At 71.3% G+C, this 17,203-nt stretch carries 13 protein-coding genes and 1 tRNA gene; 12 read left to right on the forward strand and 2 right to left on the reverse strand.

Translation table 11 applies throughout. The annotated features are described in order from the left end of the window. The 6 genes from E1281_RS40430 to E1281_RS23630 all read left to right on the forward strand — a co-directional run. On the forward strand, positions 1-1,180 hold a 1,180-nt coding region (locus E1281_RS40430), incomplete at its 5' end, for a hypothetical protein (RefSeq protein ID WP_165959067.1). 280 nt (positions 1,181-1,460) lie between these two features. Next, complete coding sequence (gene gltB, locus E1281_RS23610; RefSeq protein ID WP_131881712.1) at positions 1,461-6,044, forward strand: glutamate synthase large subunit; 4,584 nt, start codon at positions 1,461-1,463, stop codon at positions 6,042-6,044. Between the two features lie 18 nt (positions 6,045-6,062). After that, positions 6,063-7,526, forward strand: coding sequence for a glutamate synthase subunit beta (locus tag E1281_RS23615; protein WP_131881714.1), 1,464 nt, complete (start codon positions 6,063-6,065; stop codon positions 7,524-7,526). A gap of 71 nt (positions 7,527-7,597) precedes the next feature. Then, entirely contained in the window at positions 7,598-8,017 is a 420-nt protein-coding gene (locus E1281_RS23620; RefSeq protein ID WP_207943442.1) for a helix-turn-helix transcriptional regulator, read from the forward strand. A 90-nt stretch (positions 8,018-8,107) separates the two neighbouring features. Beyond that, entirely contained in the window at positions 8,108-8,560 is a 453-nt protein-coding gene (locus E1281_RS23625) for a VOC family protein (RefSeq protein WP_131881716.1), read from the forward strand. A 197-nt stretch (positions 8,561-8,757) separates the two neighbouring features. Continuing rightward, a complete protein-coding gene (locus E1281_RS23630; protein WP_131881718.1) occupies positions 8,758-9,618 on the forward strand; it encodes a hypothetical protein in 861 nt (286 codons plus the stop codon). Positions 9,619-9,642: 24 nt separating this feature from the next. Here E1281_RS23630 and E1281_RS23635 read toward each other — a convergent pair whose 3' ends face one another. Then, a complete protein-coding gene (locus E1281_RS23635) occupies positions 9,643-10,326 on the reverse strand; it encodes a helix-turn-helix domain-containing protein (RefSeq protein ID WP_243717306.1) in 684 nt (227 codons plus the stop codon). Between the two features lie 68 nt (positions 10,327-10,394). Between E1281_RS23635 and E1281_RS23640 the strand changes: the two genes are divergently transcribed. The 3 genes from E1281_RS23640 to E1281_RS23650 all read left to right on the forward strand — a co-directional run bounded on the left by E1281_RS23640 (position 10,395) and on the right by E1281_RS23650 (position 14,147). Beyond that, positions 10,395-10,952: a type 1 glutamine amidotransferase domain-containing protein gene (locus tag E1281_RS23640; protein ID WP_131881721.1), complete on the forward strand. Its 558-nt coding sequence runs from the start codon at positions 10,395-10,397 to the stop codon at positions 10,950-10,952. Between the two features lie 107 nt (positions 10,953-11,059). Then, positions 11,060-12,490: a pyruvate kinase gene (pyk, locus tag E1281_RS23645; RefSeq protein ID WP_131881723.1), complete on the forward strand. Its 1,431-nt coding sequence runs from the start codon at positions 11,060-11,062 to the stop codon at positions 12,488-12,490. Positions 12,491-12,755: 265 nt separating this feature from the next. Next, positions 12,756-14,147: a sodium:alanine symporter family protein gene (locus E1281_RS23650; RefSeq protein WP_131881725.1), complete on the forward strand. Its 1,392-nt coding sequence runs from the start codon at positions 12,756-12,758 to the stop codon at positions 14,145-14,147. 96 nt (positions 14,148-14,243) lie between these two features. Here E1281_RS23650 and E1281_RS23655 read toward each other — a convergent pair. After that, positions 14,244-14,316: transfer RNA gene (locus tag E1281_RS23655), tRNA-Leu, on the reverse strand. 99 nt (positions 14,317-14,415) lie between these two features. Between E1281_RS23655 and E1281_RS23660 the strand changes: the two genes are divergently transcribed. The 3 genes from E1281_RS23660 to E1281_RS23670 all read left to right on the forward strand — a co-directional run. Further along, a complete protein-coding gene (locus tag E1281_RS23660; RefSeq protein ID WP_279433644.1) occupies positions 14,416-15,018 on the forward strand; it encodes a response regulator in 603 nt (200 codons plus the stop codon). Between the two features lie 124 nt (positions 15,019-15,142). Beyond that, positions 15,143-16,447, forward strand: a complete 1,305-nt coding sequence (locus E1281_RS23665) for a branched-chain amino acid ABC transporter permease (protein WP_243717307.1) — start codon at positions 15,143-15,145, stop codon at positions 16,445-16,447. A gap of 12 nt (positions 16,448-16,459) precedes the next feature. Then, on the forward strand, positions 16,460-17,203 hold a 744-nt coding region (locus tag E1281_RS23670; protein WP_131881727.1), incomplete at its 3' end, for a branched-chain amino acid ABC transporter permease.

The following is a 17,203-nucleotide window of genomic DNA, read 5'->3' on the forward strand; positions in this document are numbered from 1 at the left end:
CGAGGCGCCCCCGCCCCGCAATGGGCCCGCATACGGCCAGGGAGCCGGGTACGGCCGGGGTCCCGCGTTCGGTGAAGGGCCTCCCTACCGCGAGGGACCTGCGCATGGCCAGGTTCCTGCCCCCCGCGACGGCCCCGCGTACGGCGCGGCACCCGGGTATGGCCGGGCACCCGCGTACGGCGATGCGCCCGGCCATGGCGATCGGGCCGGATACGACGGATACGACGACGGGGGCGGGTATCAGGACGCGGCTCCGTATGGGGACGAAGGCGGGCATCCGGGTGAGGCCGGGCACGGGCCGGCGGATCAGGGGGACTACGACGAGGCCCCTGGGAAGGCGGAGAGGCGCGGCAAGAAGGGCAAGCAGCGCGGGAAGGGCGGCCAGGGGCGTCCCGGGCGGCCTCCGGGCCGGAAGCGGCCCGCGGCGGGCAAGCGCGGGCAGGGGGCGAAACTGTACTTCGGGGCCGCCGCCGGGCTGCTCGTGCTCGTGCTCGTGCTCGCGGGCCTGGGCGCGGTGGTCGGGCTGCGGGGCGAGAGCGGCGCGAAGACGGAGGACGCGGCCGGGCCGCGGATCGGGACGCCCGCGGAGACCGGCCTGTCCCCGAAGTCCTACTCCAGTTCCGCCTCCGCGTCCGCGTACTCCGGCATCGCGTCCCGCCGCGCGGACCCCGGTCCGCTGACGATCGGCGAGGTGTTCCCCTCCTCGGCGGCCAAGCTGTCGGTTCCGGACGGCGAGGTGCGGGTGACGCTGCGCGCCAAGCGGCTGGACGGCGACTGCGCCGCGGCCGTGTGGGGCGCGACCGTGGGCCAGGTGCTCGGCGAGGGCGGCTGCACGCAGGCCGCCCGCGGCATCTACTCCGGCGGCGAGGACGGCTACGCGCTGGCCGTCGCGGTGTTCAACCTGGCCGGGTCGAAGGAGGCCGGCCGGTTCGTGGCGACGCTGGAGGACACGATCGGCTCCGGGTTCGTCCGGCCGCTGGAGGCCCCCGCCCCGCTGGACGGCTTCGGCCGCGGCTTCGGCATGGCGCGTGGCCTGGCCATGGGCCACTTCGCCGTGGTCACGTGGGCGCAGCGGATGGACGGCAAGGGCGGCCCGGAGGACGAGTCGATGCTGTCGCTGCTGATCGAGGGCGGCCAGAACCCGGCGGTGCTCGGCCGCGCCGCGCGCACGTCCGAATGATCGTGTTGCCAGCAAATTTCTGGAATATCACGGTAAACCTCGCGTCTCGGTGATGATCGTCACCGCGTCCGCGGCCCTTTCCCCACGGAGCGGAGCCGGTAGCCTGGTCTAAACCACTGTGAGATGGCGCCTCTGTCGATCAGCACCGGGAAAGTTTCGCGATCCGGGGCACTCGGGCATGATCCCGGCAGTGATGTAAAGTCATCTCACCGCAGCAAGGGCCAACGCCGTCCCGGACTGCACTGACATCGGCAGTGACACGACGACGACGGGAGGGTTGATGGCTGCTGCTGCCCTCACACCTGCGACCCGCACATCCGCGGCCGGCGACGGCCTGCCCCGGCCGCAGGGGCTCTACGACCCCGCTGCCGAGCACGACGCCTGCGGCGTGGGGATGGTGGCGGACCTGCACGGCCGCCGGAGCCACGACATCGTGCAGAACGCCCTGACGGTCCTGAAGAACCTCGACCACCGCGGAGCCGTGGGCGCGGAGCCGGACGACGGAGACGGCGTCGGCATCCTGGTCCAGATCCCGGACGCGTTCTTCCGCGACGTCTGCGACTTCGACCTCCCCGAGGCCGGCGGCTACGCGGCCGGCATCGCGTTCCTCCCCGCGGACGGCGACGAGCGCGCCGCCGTGGTCGACCACGTCGGGAAGCTCTGCGCCGAGGAGGGCCTGGCGGTCCTCGGCTGGCGGGAGCTGCCCCACGACCCGGACTTCACCGGCCCGGCCTCGCGCCGCGTGATGCCGCACTTCTCGCAGCTGTTCGTCGCCCCGGCGGACGGCGGCCCGCACGACGGGAGGACCGGCCTGGAGCTGGACCGCGTCGTGTTCTGCATGCGCGAGCGCGCCGAGCAGGACGTACGGGTGTACTTCCCGAGCCTGTCCAGCCGGACGATCGTCTACAAGGGCATGCTGACGACCCCGCAGCTGGAGCCGTTCTTCCCCGACCTGTCGGACCGCCGTTTCACCAGCGCGATCGCGCTCGTCCACTCGCGGTTCTCGACCAACACCTTCCCGGCCTGGGAGCTGGCGCACCCGTACCGGTTCATCGCCCACAACGGCGAGATCAACACGGTGAAGGGCAACCGGAACTGGATGCGGGCCCGCGAGGCGCTGCTGAAGTCCGACCTGATCCCCGGGGACCTGTCCCGCGTCTACCCGGTGATCGACATCGAGGCCAGCGACACCGCGTCGTTCGACGAGTGCCTGGAGCTGCTGCACCTCGGCGGCCGGTCGCTGCCGCACGCGGTCCTGATGATGATCCCGGAGGCGTGGGAGAACCACGCCGAGATGGACGAGGAGCGCCGCGCGTTCTACGAGTTCCACTCCACGCTGATGGAGGCGTGGGACGGCCCCGCCAGCGTCAGCTTCACCGACGGGACCGTCGTCGGCGCCGTCCTGGACCGCAACGGGCTGCGCCCCGGCCGGTACTGGGTGACCGACGACGGGCTCGTCGTCCTGGCCAGCGAGGCCGGCGTCCTGGACATCCCCGCGGCCAAGGTCGTCCGGAAGGGCCGCCTGCAGCCCGGCAAGATCTTCCTCGTGGACACCGCCGCCGGGCGGATCGTCGAGGACGACGAGGTCAAGGCCGAACTGGCCGCCGAGCACCCGTACGGGGAGTGGCTGCACGAGGGCCTGGTCCGGTTCGAGGAGCTGCCGCAGCGCGAGCGGGAGATCCCGACGCACGAGACCCTCGTCCGGCGCCAGCAGACGTTCGGCTACACCCTCGAAGAGCAGCGGGTCATCCTGTCGCCGATGGCGCGGACCGGCGCCGAGCCGATCGGGTCGATGGGCACCGACACCCCGATCGCGGTGCTGTCGGAGCGCCCCCGGCTGCTGTTCGACTACTTCAAGCAGCAGTTCGCGCAGGTCACGAACCCGCCGCTGGACGCGATCCGCGAAGAGCTGGTCACCTCCCTGCAGTCCACGCTCGGCCCGGAGGGCAACCTCCTGGAGCCCGGCCCGGACTCGTGCCGCCGCCTCGTCCTGCCGACCCCGATCCTGGACAACGGCGAGCTCTCCAAGATCATTCACATCGACGACGAGGGGTCGCTGCCGCATCTGCAGGCCTACGTCGTGCAGGGGCTGTACGACGTCGCCGGCGGGGGAGAGGCCCTGGAGGCCCGCCTGGAGGAGATCAACTCCGAGGTGAGCCGCGCCATCGACGCCGGCGCCCGCATCATCGTCCTGTCGGACCGCGGCGCCGACTCCGCCCGCGCCGCGATCCCGTCGCTGCTGCTGACCGGCGCCGTCCACCACCACCTGATCCGGGAGAAGACCCGCACGCGGGTCGGCCTGGTCATCGAGACCGGCGAGGCCCGCGAGTGCCACCACATGGCGCTGCTCATCGGGTACGGCGCGTCCGCGATCAACCCCTACCTGGCCATCGAGACCGTCGAGGACCTCGTCCGTGGCGGCGCCATCGAGGGCGTGGAGCCGCAGAAGGCCGTCCGCAACCTGGTCAAGGCGTACGGCAAGGGCGTCCTGAAGGTCATGTCGAAGATGGGCGTGTCCACGGTCGCGTCCTACACCGGCGCGCAGATCTTCGAGGCGATCGGGCTCGGCGAGGACGTCGTGTCGCGCTGCTTCACCGGGACCACGTCCCGGCTCGGCGGCGTCGGGTTCGGCGTGCTGGCGCGCGAGGTCGCCGAGCGGCACGCCCGCGCCTACCCGCCGGGCGGCAACGACCTGGCGCACCGGACGCTGGAGGTCGGCGGCGAGTACCAGTGGCGGCGCGAGGGCGAGCCGCACCTGTTCAACCCGGACACGGTGTTCAAGCTCCAGCACGCCACCCGCACCCGCCGCTACGAGATCTTCAAGGAGTACACCGCCAAGGTCGACTCCCAGGCCGAGGACCTGATGACCCTGCGCGGGCTGTTCCGGCTGAAGGACGGCGACCGCGAGCCGGTGCCGATCGACGAGGTCGAGCCGGTCTCGGAGATCGTCAAGCGGTTCTCCACCGGCGCGATGTCCTACGGGTCCATCTCGGCCGAGGCGCACGAGACCCTCGCGATCGCGATGAACCGCCTCGGCGGCAAGTCCAACACCGGCGAGGGCGGCGAGGACCCGGCGCGCTTCACCCCCGACGAGAACGGCGACCTGCGCCGCAGCGCCATCAAGCAGGTCGCGTCCGGCCGGTTCGGCGTCACCTCCGAGTACCTCACCAACTCCGACGACATCCAGATCAAGATGGCGCAGGGCGCCAAGCCCGGCGAGGGCGGCCAGCTGCCCGGCCACAAGGTCTACCCGTGGATCGCCAAGACCCGGCACTCCACGCCCGGCGTCGGGCTCATCTCGCCGCCGCCGCACCACGACATCTACTCGATCGAGGACCTGGCGCAGCTCATCCACGACCTGAAGAACGCCAATCCGGCGGCGCGCGTGCACGTCAAGCTCGTCGCGGAGATGGGCGTCGGGACGGTCGCGGCCGGGGTGTCCAAGGCGCACGCCGACGTGGTCCTGATCTCCGGGCACGACGGCGGCACCGGCGCGTCCCCGCTGACCTCGCTCAAGCACGCGGGCACGCCCTGGGAGCTGGGCCTGGCCGAGACGCAGCAGACGCTGCTGCTCAACGGGCTGCGCGACCGCATCGTCGTGCAGACCGACGGGCAGATGAAGACCGGCCGGGACGTCGTCGTCGCGGCCCTGCTCGGTGCCGAGGAGTACGGCTTCGCGACCGCGCCGCTGGTGGTGTCGGGCTGCATCATGATGCGGGTCTGCCATCTGGACACCTGCCCGGTCGGCGTCGCCACCCAGAACCCCGTGCTGCGGGAGCGGTTCAACGGCAAGCCCGAGTTCGTCGTGAACTTCTTCGAGTTCGTCGCCGAGGAGGTCCGCGAGCATCTGGCGGCCCTCGGGTTCCGCTCGCTGGACGAGGCGATCGGGCACGTCGAGATGATCGACGCCCGGGACGCCGTCGAGCACTGGAAGGCGTCCGGGCTGGACCTGTCCCCGATCCTGCACATGCCGGAGCAGGCGGACGGCGCCGCCCTGCACCGCGTCGCCGAGCAGGACCACGGGCTGGAGAAGGCCCTGGACAACACGCTCATCCAGCTGGCCGAGGGCGCGCTGGCGTTCGGCGACAAGGTCACGCTCGACCTGCCGATCCGCAACGTCAACCGCACGGTCGGAACCATGCTCGGCCACGAGCTGACCAAGAGGCACGGCGGGGCCGGCCTCCCCGACGACACGATCGACATCACGTTCACCGGCTCGGCGGGCAACTCGTTCGGCGCCTTCGCGCCGCGCGGGATCACGCTGCGGCTCGTCGGCGACGCCAACGACTACGTCGGCAAGGGCCTGTCCGGCGGGCGGCTCACACTGCGTCCCCCGGCCGACGCCGGTTTCGCGGCCGAGGAGCAGATCATCGGCGGCAACGTCATCCTCTACGGGGCCACGTCCGGCGAGCTGTTCGCCCGCGGCGTCGCCGGCGAGCGGTTCTGCGTCCGCAACTCCGGCGCCACCGCCGTCGTCGAGGGCGTCGGCGACCACGCCTGCGAGTACATGACCGGCGGCCGCGCGCTGATCCTCGGCCGGACGGGACGCAACCTGGCGGCCGGCATGTCCGGCGGCATCGCCTACGTCCTCGACCTGGTGCCCGAGCACGTCAACGGCGAGATGGTCGACCTGGAACCCCTCGACCCGGGCGACCTGGACTTCGTCCGGGAGCTGGTCGGCCGGCATCTGGCCGAGACCGGATCGGCGGTGGCGCGGCGGCTGCTGGACGACTGGGACGCCGCGTCCGCCCGCTTCACCAAGGTCATGCCGCGGGACTACCGGCGCGTCCTGGAGGCCATGGCCGAGGCCGAGGCCGAGGGACGCGACGTCGACGAGGCCGTCATGGCCGCCGCGCAGAGCTGAGAGAGGGGGACTTCCTTCATGGCTGACCCGAAGGGTTTTCTGACCGTCGGGCGGGAGCTCCCGAAGCGCCGCCCGGTCGACGTGCGGATTCGGAGCTGGTCCGAGGTCTACGAGGACTTCGGCGCCGACCGCCTCGAGAAGCAGGCGAGCCGCTGCATGGACTGCGGCATCCCGTTCTGCCACCAGGGCTGCCCGCTCGGCAACCTCATCCCCGAGTGGAACGACCTCGTCTACCGGCGGGACTGGCACGAGGCCGTCGAGCGGCTGCACGCCACCAACAACTTCCCGGAGTTCACCGGGAGGCTGTGCCCCGCCCCGTGCGAGAGCGCCTGCGTTCTCGGCATCAACCAGGACCCGGTCGCCATCAAGCGGGTCGAGGTCGAGATCATCGACCGGGCGTTCGCGGAGGGCTGGGTCCGCCCGCGGCCGCCCGCCGTCAAGACCGGCAAGACGGTCGCGGTGGTCGGCTCGGGTCCCGCCGGCCTCGCCGCCGCCCAGCAGCTCACCCGCGCCGGCCACGACGTCACCGTCTACGAGCGCGCGGACCGGATCGGCGGGCTGCTGCGCTACGGCATCCCCGAGTTCAAGATGGAGAAGCGCCACCTGGACCGGCGCCTCGCCCAGATGCGCGCCGAGGGCACCGACTTCAAGACCTCGGTGAACATCGGCGTCGACATCACCGCCGGCGACCTGCGCGCCCGCCACGACGCCGTCGTCCTGGCCGGCGGCGCCACCGCCTGGCGCGACCTGCCCGTCCCCGGACGGGAGCTGAACGGCGTCCACCAGGCGATGGAGTACCTGCCGCCGTCCAACAAGGCGCAGGAGGGCGACTACGACGAGTCCCCGATCTCCGCCAAGGGCAAGAACGTCGTGGTCATCGGGGGCGGCGACACCGGCGCCGACTGCATCGGCACCGCGATCCGCCAGGGCGCGGCCTCCGTCACCCAGCTGGAGATCATGCCGCGCCCGCCGGAGTCGCGCCCGGACGCCCAGCCGTGGCCGACGTACCCGATGCTGTTCAAGGTGGAGAGCGCCCACGAGGAACTCGCGGACCTGGGCGGAGACCGCGTCTACGCCGTGTCCACCACCGAGTTCGTCGGGGACGGCGACGGCCGCGTCCGCGCGCTGAAGATCGTGGAGGTCCGGGGCCCCGCCGACGGGTTCGCGCCGGTCGAGGGAACCGAGCGCGAGATCCCGGCCGAGCTGGTCACCCTCGCCATGGGCTTCGTCGGCCCGGAGCGCGAGGGCCTCCTCGAACAGCTCGGCGTCGACCTCGACCAGCGCGGCAACGTCGTCCGCGACGGCGACTACCGGACGTCGGTGGACGGCGTGTACGCCGCCGGGGACATGGGCCGCGGCCAGTCGCTCATCGTCTGGGCCATCGCCGAGGGCCGCGCCGCCGCGCACGGCGTCGACGCGTACCTCACCGGCCGGACCGACCTCCCGTACCCGATCCCGCCCACGGCACGTCCGATCGCCTGAGCCGCCTGTCCGCTGAAGGCCCCGAAGGCGTCACGGCGCCTCCGGGGCCTTCGGTGTGTCAGCATCGGGATATGGGAACCGCGCCGTCCGCCCTGGACACGGAGCTGCTGCGTCGTATGCGGGTGGCTCGCGACGCCATGGACCGTGAGTGGGGCGAGCCCCTCGACGTGGCCGCCGTCGCCGCCCGCGCCGGCTACTCGCGCTACCACTTCGTCCGGCTGTTCAGCGAGGTCTACGGCGAGACGCCCGGCGCCTACCTCGCCCGACGCCGCATCGAGCGCGCCCAGGACCTGCTCCGCAACGCCACCCTCACCGTCACCGAGATCTGCATGCTCGTCGGCTTCACCAGCCTCGGCACGTTCTGCACCCGCTTCAAGCAGCAGGCGGGGATGACGCCCACCGAGTTCCGCAGGCACGCCCGCGCCGACGGCTCGTCCGTGATCCCCGGCTGCTTCGTGCTGCTCTGGGCGGGCGGATTCCGCAAGGGCTGAGCCCGTCCGGGCAGCGCGCAATTATCGAGAAGCCGGCCCCGCCGTCCGCCTTCTACCGTGGACGTGACACCTGCTCAGAAGGGGAAATCGATGATCACCAAACTGGGGCTGGCGACCGTCTGGGTACTCGACCAGGACGCGGCCAAGACGTTCTTCACCGAGAAGCTCGGCCTTGAGGTCCGCGACGACATGACGCTCGGCGACGGCGGCATGCGCTGGCTCACGCTCGGCGCCAAGGAGCAGCCCGACCTGAGCCTCGCCCTCATGGTCCCCGGCCCGCCCACCATGGACCCCGAGTCCGCCGCGCAGATGAAGGCGCTCATCGCCAAGGGCGTCCTCGGCGCCGGGGCCTTCAACACCGACGACTGCCAGGCCGACTACGAGGCGATGTCGGCCAAGGGCGTCGAGTTCGTGCACGCGCCCGAGAAGCGCCCCTACGGCATCGAGGCCGTCTTCCGCGACGACTCCGGCTGCTGGTACAGCCTCACCCAGCCCTTCGAGAAGCTGGACGAGAGCGCGTCCTGGGGCGACTGCGTCGGCTGAGGCCCCCGCGACCAGGAGATCGCCGGAGACGCCGGACTCCCGCGCTGCGGGCCCGGGACCGGTTGTGGTCCCGGGAACGGTCGGCTACGGTCCCGCCAGGCCCGGCCACCCACCGCTGGGGTGGCCGGGCCCCTCGGGGCCGGGGCGTGGCCGTTTCCTACAAGACCGGCCGGGTGCGGCCGTCCTAGGTTGATCGTATGAAGTTCCTGGACCACACCGATCTCGACCGCGCCGCCGCGTTCATGCGGCTCAACGGCCGCCTCATCGACCGCCGCCGGTTCGCCCTGCACTTCCGCGGCGGGCCCGCCGCGCCCGTTCTCGCGGCCCTGCGCGCCTACGAGAACCCCGACGGCGGGTACGGCCACGCGCTCGAACCCGATCTGCGCGGCGAAGGCAGCCAGCCCGTGCCCGCCCAGCACGCCCTGGAGTTCCTCCACGAGGCCGGAGCGGACGGCGACCCCGCGGTCACGCGCATAGGCGACTACCTGGCGTCCATCACGGCCGCCGACGGGGGAGTGCCGTTCGTCCTGCCGACCGTCCGCGACGCCCCGCACGCCCCCTGGTGGCAGACGCCCGACGACCCGCCGGGCAGCATCAACCCCACCGCGACACTGGCAGGGCTCCTCTACCGGGCAGGGGCCGGGCACCCGTGGCTCGGCCCCGCCACGGACTTCTGCTGGCGCCACGTCGAGAACGCGGAGACCGAGCCCGGCGCGTACGACGTCCTCGCCATCCTGGCCTTCCTCGACCACGTGCCCGACCGCGGCCGCGCGGAGGCCGCGTTCACCCGCCTCCACGACGCCCTCGCCGCCAACGCGCACAGCGACCACCAGTCCCCGCTCGACTTCGTCCCGCACCCGGGCGGATACGGGCGCCGCCTCTTCACCGGCGACGTCATCGACGCCGAACTCGACGCCCTCATCGAGGCGCAGGGCGACGACGGCGGCTGGGACGTCGAATTCCCCATCTGGACGCCGATCACCCGCCCGGAATGGCGCGGCTTCGTCACCGTCGAGCGCCTCAGGACCCTGCGCGCCCACGGCAGGCTCAAGCCGTAGGACAGGGCAGGCTCCAGCCCCGGGTCACAGCAGGTTCCGGACGGGCTCGCCCGCCAGCTCGCGCACCTCGTGCGCGAAATGCGCCTGGTCGGCGTAGCCCGCCGCGAAGGCCGCGCCCGCCAGCGGTTCACCGGCCCGCGCCAGCCGCAGCGCCCGCTGGAAGCGCAGGACCCGCTGCAAGGTCTTCGGCCCGTACCCGAAGGCCGCCAGCGACCGCCGCCGGAGCTGCCGCTCGCTGAGGCCGAGCCCGTCCGCCATGTCCCGCACCGACCCGCCGCCGAGCCCCGCGACCACCGCCGGGACGACCGGGTCGGCCGGCCGCATCCGCTCCCGGACCGCGGCGACCAGCGCTCCCCGGGGATCGGCCGCCAGGGCGACCGCCTCCGCCAGCCGGTCCGCCTCCGCGCCCCACAGCTCCCGCAGCGGCAGGCGGGCGTCCCGGACCGCGTCCGCGGGGACGCCCAGCACCGGCGGCGCCGTCCCCGGCCTGAACCGGACCGCCACCGTCGAGTCGCCGGGGTTCACGGCCGCCGGGATCGGGCCGGTGTCCGGCCCGGCCACGAGGATCCCCGACGGCGACCACATCAGGTCCACGCACCCGTCGGGCACCACACGCTGCGTGAACGGCTCTGCGTCGCGGGGGAGCGCCGCCGTCCAGGAGCACGCCAGCCCCGGCTCGGGGAACTCGCGGTAGCCGGTGGGACTCACATATCCCTGCATATCACTCGCGCTCGCGGGCAGGGCCACGGGAAACCCACTGAGACGGAGAGACAGCCATGGCGGACAACGAACTTCAGGGCAAGACCATCGCCTTCCTGTGCGCCCCCGAAGGCACCGAGCAGATCGAGCTCACCGATCCCTGGGAGGCCGTCGAGCAGGCGGGCGGCACGCCCCGCCTCGTCTCGACCCAGTCGGGCCGGCTCCAGGCGTTCGACCACCTCGACAAGGCCGACACCTTCCAGGTCGACACCACCGTCGACGTCTCCGACCACACCGAGTTCGACGGCCTCCTCCTGCCCGGCGGCGTCGCCAACCCCGACTTCCTGCGCACCAAGCCGAGCGCCGTCGCGTTCGCCAGGTCCTTCTTCGACGCGGGCAAGCCCGTCGCGGTCATCTGCCACGCCCCGTGGACGCTCATCGAGGCCGACGTCGTCCGCGGCCGGACCATGACCTCGTACCCGAGCGTCCGGACCGACCTGCGCAACGCCGGGGCCACCTGGGTGGACGAGGAGGTCAAGGTCTGCGAGGGCGGGCCCAACGTGCTGGTCAGCAGCCGTTCCCCGGCGGACCTCAAGGCGTTCTGCAAGGCCGCCGTCGAGGCGTTCCGGCGGTGACGGCCGGATGTGGTCTAGACCTCTGAGCTAGACCATTGGGTGAACCGGGGGCGACCATGTCCTGCACGAATATCCGTACCAGCGGGTAACTAAGTACGGTTGTGCACGTGACCCGTCGAGCGAAGATCGTCAGTACCATCGGCCCCGCCTGTTCCGGCCCCGAGCAGATCGCCGCCCTCGTCGAAGCCGGAATCGACGTCGCCCGCCTCAACATGAGCCACGGCGAGCACGCCGTCCACGAAGAGGTCTACCACCGGATCAGGGCGGCCGCCGACGCCGCCGGGCGCGGCGTCGGCATCCTCGCGGACCTCCAGGGCCCCAAGATCCGCATCGGGCGGTTCCCCGACGGGCCCGTCCGCCTCACCCTGGGCGACGAGTTCACCATCACCACCGACGACGTCCCCGGCACCCGCCGCGAGGTCTCCACCACCTACGAGGGCCTCCCCGGCGACGTCGGCCCCGGCGACACCATCCTCATCGACGACGGCCGCGTCGCCCTCAAGGTCACCGCCGTGGACGGCCCCGGCGTCCGCACCACCGTCACCGTCGGCGGCATGGTCTCCGACAACAAGGGCCTCAACCTGCCCGGCGTCCCCGTCAGCGTCCCCGCCCTCACCCCGAAGGACGAGGAGGACCTGCGCTGGGCACTGCGGCTCGGCGTCGACCTCGTCGCGCTCTCCTTCGTCCGCACCCCCGCCGACGCCGACATCTGCTACCAGATCATGGAGGAGGAGGGCGTCCGCGTCCCCCTCATCGGCAAGATCGAGAAGCCGCAGGCCGTCGAGCGCCTCCCCGAGATCGTCGCCGCCTTCGACGGCATCATGGTCGCCCGCGGCGACCTCGGCGTCGAACTCCCCCTCGAACAGGTCCCGATGGTGCAGAAGCGCGCCATCGAGCTCTGCCGCGAGAAGGCGCGCCCGGTCATCGTCGCCACCCAGATGCTCGAATCCATGATCTCCGCGCCCCGTCCCACCCGCGCCGAGACCTCCGACGTCGCCAACGCCGTCTTCGAGGGCGCCGACGCCGTCATGCTCTCCGGAGAGACCAGCGTCGGCCAGTACCCCATCGAATCCGTCCTCACGATGAGCCGCATCGTGCAGACCGCCGAGCAGGCCGCCCTCCAGGCCACCCACACCCTCGAACGCATGCCCGAGACCGTCGGCGGCGCCATCGCCCGCGCCGCCGCCGAGGTCGGCGCCATCGTCGGCGCCGAGGCGCTCGCGGCCTTCACCATGTCCGGCGAGACCGCCCGCCGGCTGTCCCGCTACCGCTCACCGATCCCGCTGCTCGCCTTCACCTCCGTCCCCGCCACCCGCGGCCGCCTCGCCCACGTCTGGGGCGTCGAGACCTTCATCGTCCCCCAGGTCGACCACACCGACGCCATGTTCGGCCAGGTCGAGCAGGCCCTCCTCGAACTCGGCCGCGTCCAGAAGGGCGACAAGGTCGTCGTCGTCGCCGGCTCGCCCCCCGGCACCCCGGGCTCCACCAACGCCCTCCGCGTCCACAGCATCGGCGACGCCATCACCGTCCAGCACTGACGGACGGGCCCCTCCGGCGACCATGGGCCAACCTCCCCGCCGGGCACCGCGCGAACCGCACCCTCGCGCGGTGCCCGGCCTCTTTCACGGACGGGTCACCGGCCGATCTCATTTCCACCGCGCTCCGGACACATCGCAAACGGCGGTCAAGAGCGGAAGAAATGAGTAGGACGATCTAGTAACGGGTCCACCGCGCCCCTTTTCAATCCGTGCCCCCTCCCTTACGGTCCGGGCAGATCGACCCGTTCCCCTGATCGGTGGTGTGATGGACCTCAACGAAATCTTCAGTGATGCGAGCAGCTTCATCTGGGGGCCCTGGCTCCTGATCCCGCTGCTGCTGCTGACCGGGCTCTACCTGACCATCCTCTTGCGCGGACTCCAGGTCCGCCATTTCCGCCTCGCCTTCCGGCTCGCGTTCGGGCGCAGTGACGCCGAGGCCGAGGGCGACATCACGCACTACCAGGCGCTGTCGACCGCCCTGGCCGCGACCGTGGGCGTCGGCAACATCGCGGGTGTCGCCACGGCGATCGCCCTCGGTGGTCCGGGTGCCGTCCTCTGGATGTGGTTCACCGGCATGGTGGGCATGGCCACCAAGTACAGCGAGGCCTTCCTCGGTGTGCGCTTCCGCCGCACCGACGCCGCCGGCGAGCAGGGCGGCGGGCCCATGCACTACCTCAGGAACGGCATCAAGGGCCCGGTCGGCCTGATCCTCGGCGGGTTCTTCGCCATCGCCGGCGCCTTCGCCGCGTTCGGCATCGGCAACATGACCCAGGCCAACACCGTCGCCGCGAACGTGGAAGAGGAGTGGGGCCTCGACCCCGTCTGGACCGGCCTCATCATCACCTTCTTCGCCGCTGTGGTGATCCTGGGGGGGATCAAGACCATCGGCCGTGTCACGAGCGCCTTCGTGCCCCTGATGATCGTCCTCTATGTCGTCGGCGCGGCCGCCGTGCTGGCCTTCAACATCGACGAGATCCCCGGCGCGCTCGGCGTGATCTTCTCCGACGCGTTCTCCGGCACCGCCGCGGGCGGCGGCTTCGCCGGAGCCGGTGTCGCCGCCGCGATCCAGTACGGCGTCGCCCGCGGCATCTTCTCCAACGAGTCCGGCCTCGGCACCGGCGGCATCGCCGCCGCCGCGGCCAAGACCACCCACCCGGTCCGGCAGGCGCTGGTGTCGATGACCCAGACCTTCATCGACACCCTCGTCGTGGTCAGCTTCACCGCGCTGACCATCGTCATCACCGGCGTGTGGGACGACTCCGGCGAGGACGAGGCCGCCAGCTGGACGGCGCGCGCCTTCGACGCGGGACTGCCCGGCGACTGGGCCAGCATCATCGTCACCATCAGCGTGATCTTCTTCGCGTTCTCCACGCTGCTGGGCTGGTCGTACTACGGGGACCGCTGCGTGGAGTTCCTGTTCGGCCGCAAGGCGGTCCTCCCCTACCGCGTGCTCTTCATCATCGTCGTGTACGTCGGCGCGACGACCACCCTCACCACGGTCTGGACCTTCTCCGACGTGATGAACGGCCTGATGGCGCTGCCGAACCTGATCGGCCTGCTCATCCTGTCCCCGCTCGTCTACCGCGAGACCCGCGCCTACTTCCGCGAACACCCGAGGGGCGGCAAGGACGTCGAAGCCGTGGACACGAAACCGTAGGGAGGCGACCAGAAGCCACGAGGACGCCGGGCTTGAGCAGGTTTCAGGCCCGGCGCCCGTCTCCTCGGCAGGTTGTGCGGCGGTTTCGCCTAGAGGTGCCCCGAGTGGGATTCGAACCCACACTTGATGGTGTTTGAGACCATTTCCTCTGCCATTGGGATATCGGGGCTTATGTGCGGATAAACCGGACATCCGGGTTCGGTGACCCTGTGGCGCCGCCCGTGGGGCGACCGCAACCAGGGTAGCGGGTTTCGGTAGGGTCGGGGGCGTGGAGAGCGCTCGGCGAGTTGTGATCGCGGAAGACGAGGCCCTGATCCGGCTGGACCTGAAGGAGATGCTTCAGGAGGACGGCTACGAGGTGGTCGGGGAGGCCGGTGACGGCGAGGCGGCCGTGCGGCTGGCGGGTGAGCTGAAGCCCGACCTGGTGATCCTCGACGTCAAGATGCCGGTGCTGGACGGGATCTCGGCGGCCGAGCGCATCTCGGCGGACCGGATCGCGCCGGTCGTGATCCTCACCGCGTTCTCCCAGCGCGAGCTCGTCCAGCGGGCCACGGAGGCGGGGGCGATGGCCTACCTCGTCAAGCCCTTCTCCAAGACCGACCTCGCGCCCGCGATCGAGATGGCGGTGAGCCGGTACGCCGAACTGCGGGCGCTGGAGGCGGAGGTCTCGGGGCTCCAGGAGCGGCTGGAGACCCGCAAGGTCGTCGATCGCGCGAAGGGGCTGCTGCAGGCGGCCAACGGGTGGACCGAGCCGGAGGCGTTCCGGTGGATCCAGAAGGCCTCGATGGACCGGCGGCTCACGATGCGCGCGGTGGCCGATACCGTCGTGGAGGAGTTCTCCCGGCAGCGGGACCGCCCTGACCTGGGCTAACGCAAGTCCGTTCTGTCACGTTCTGCGAACGATTCGTTCACGACTCCGCTCTCGCGGCGTTCCGCCGCCCGGCGCTTCGTTACGCTCGCTCCACATTTCCTGATGTGCGAGTAAAGGAGCCTGTGTGCGCCGAACACTGGCGGCCGCCCTGCTCGTCCTCGCCGCGCTCATGCTGGTCACCCCGGCGGCGTTCGCGGCCGAGGGCGAGGCATTGGCAGGCACGGTGCGAGATCCGGACCGCAAACCGGTCGCGGACATCGTGATCACGGTCAAGCAGGGCGACAAGGAGGTCGGCGAGGCCACGACCGGAGCCGACGGCACATGGAGCGTCGAGCTCCCCGGGCCCGGTCGCTACGACGTCTCCCTGGACGTCCAGTCCCTCCCGCAAGGGCTGGTCATGCGCAACAAGGGAGGCGAGTCGCTCACCGACATCTCGGTGACCGAGGGCCAGGAGAGGAACGTCCTGTTCCCCCTGACCGCCCCCGGCCAGGCCGGCGGGGCCGACGGCGGCTCGGGCGGCCCGCAGGCCGACACGGGACCGGGGACCGGTGAGCGGTTCCTCCAGCTGCTGCTGGAAGGGGTGCGGTTCGGCGCCATCATCGCGATCACGTCGGTCGGACTGTCGCTGATCTTCGGTACCACCCGGCTGGTGAACTTCGCCCACGGCGAGATGGTGACGCTGGGCGCGGTGATCGCCTGGTTCCTGAACGTGCAGGGACCGGGGTGGCATCTGCTGCCGGCGGCCGCGCTGGCGGTGGTCGCCGGGGTGGGCATCGGAGGCGCGATCGAACGGGGGATCTGGCGCCCGCTGCGGCGGCGCGGCGTCGCGCTGATCCAGATGTTCATCGTCTCGATCGGCCTGGCGCTGCTCATCCGGCACGGGGTCCAGGTCTGGTTCGGGGCGACGGCCCAGCCGTACAACGACTACCAGATCCAGGACCGCCTGACCTGGGGGCCGCTGTCGATCACACCGCGGGACCTGGCGATCATCGGCATCTCGTTCGCGGTGCTGTTCCTGGTCGGGCTGGGGCTCCAGCGCACCCGCATCGGCAAGGCGATGCGTGCGGTGTCGGACAACCGCGACCTCGCGGAGTCGTCGGGCATCGACGTCTCCCGGGTGATCCTTTACGTGTGGATGCTGGCCGGCGGCCTCGCGGCGCTCGGCGGGGTCTTCTACGGCGTCAGTGAGAACGTCTCCTTCAACATGGGGTTCCGATTGCTGCTGTTGATGTTCGCCAGCGTGATCCTCGGCGGGCTGGGCACCGCGTACGGCGCGATCGCGGGCAGCCTGGTCGTGGGAATCGTGGCGCAGGTGTCCACCCTGTGGCTTCCGGTGGAGCTGCAGAACGCGTGGGCGCTGGTGGTGCTCATCCTCGTGCTCCTCTTCCGGCCTCAGGGGATCCTGGGCCGCTCGGAACGAGTCGGATAGGGGGCGCGGCAGATGGACATCGTGGAGATCCTGCTGGCCTCGCTCCGCGGGGCGTTCGCACCTGAGGCGGCGGTGTACGCGCTGGCGGCCATCGGCCTCAACGTGCACTTCGGCTACACGGGCCTGCTGAACTTCGGGCAGGTGGGCTTCATGCTGGTGGGGGCCTACGGCCTGGCGATCAGCGTGAGCACGTTCGGCTGGCCGATGTGGGTCGGCGTGCTGGTCGGCCTGCTGTGCGCGGCGCTGCTGGCGCTGCTGCTGGGCGTCCCGACACTGCGATTGCGGGGGGACTATCTGGCGATCGTGACGATCGCCGCGGCCGAGATCATGCGGCTGGTCTACCGGGCGGAGTTCGCCAACGACGTGACCGGCAGCGTGTACGGGCTGCAGCAGTTCGCGAACCCGTTCTTCGACCTCAACCCGATCCCGTCGGGCTCGTACGGGTTCGGGCGGTTCTCCTACTCCGATCGCGACCTGTGGGTCATGATCGTGGGCTGGGGGCTCGTCGCGGTCGTCGCGGTCATGGTGTATCTGCTGATGCACAGCCCGTGGGGCCGGGTCCTCCGGGGAATCCGGGAGGACGAGGACGCCGTCCGCGCCCTGGGCAAGAACGTCTTCGGCTTCAAGATCCAGAGTCTGCTGCTCGGCGGCGTGATCGGCGGCCTGGCCGGCGTGATGTTCGCGATCGGCTTCCAGTCGGTGCAGCCGGACACGTTCAACCCCGAGATCACGTTCTTCCTGTGGACGGTTCTGCTG

Origin of the sequence: Actinomadura sp. KC345 (assembly GCF_004348515.1) — a bacterium.
Classification (GTDB): Bacteria; Actinomycetota; Actinomycetes; order Streptosporangiales; family Streptosporangiaceae; genus Spirillospora.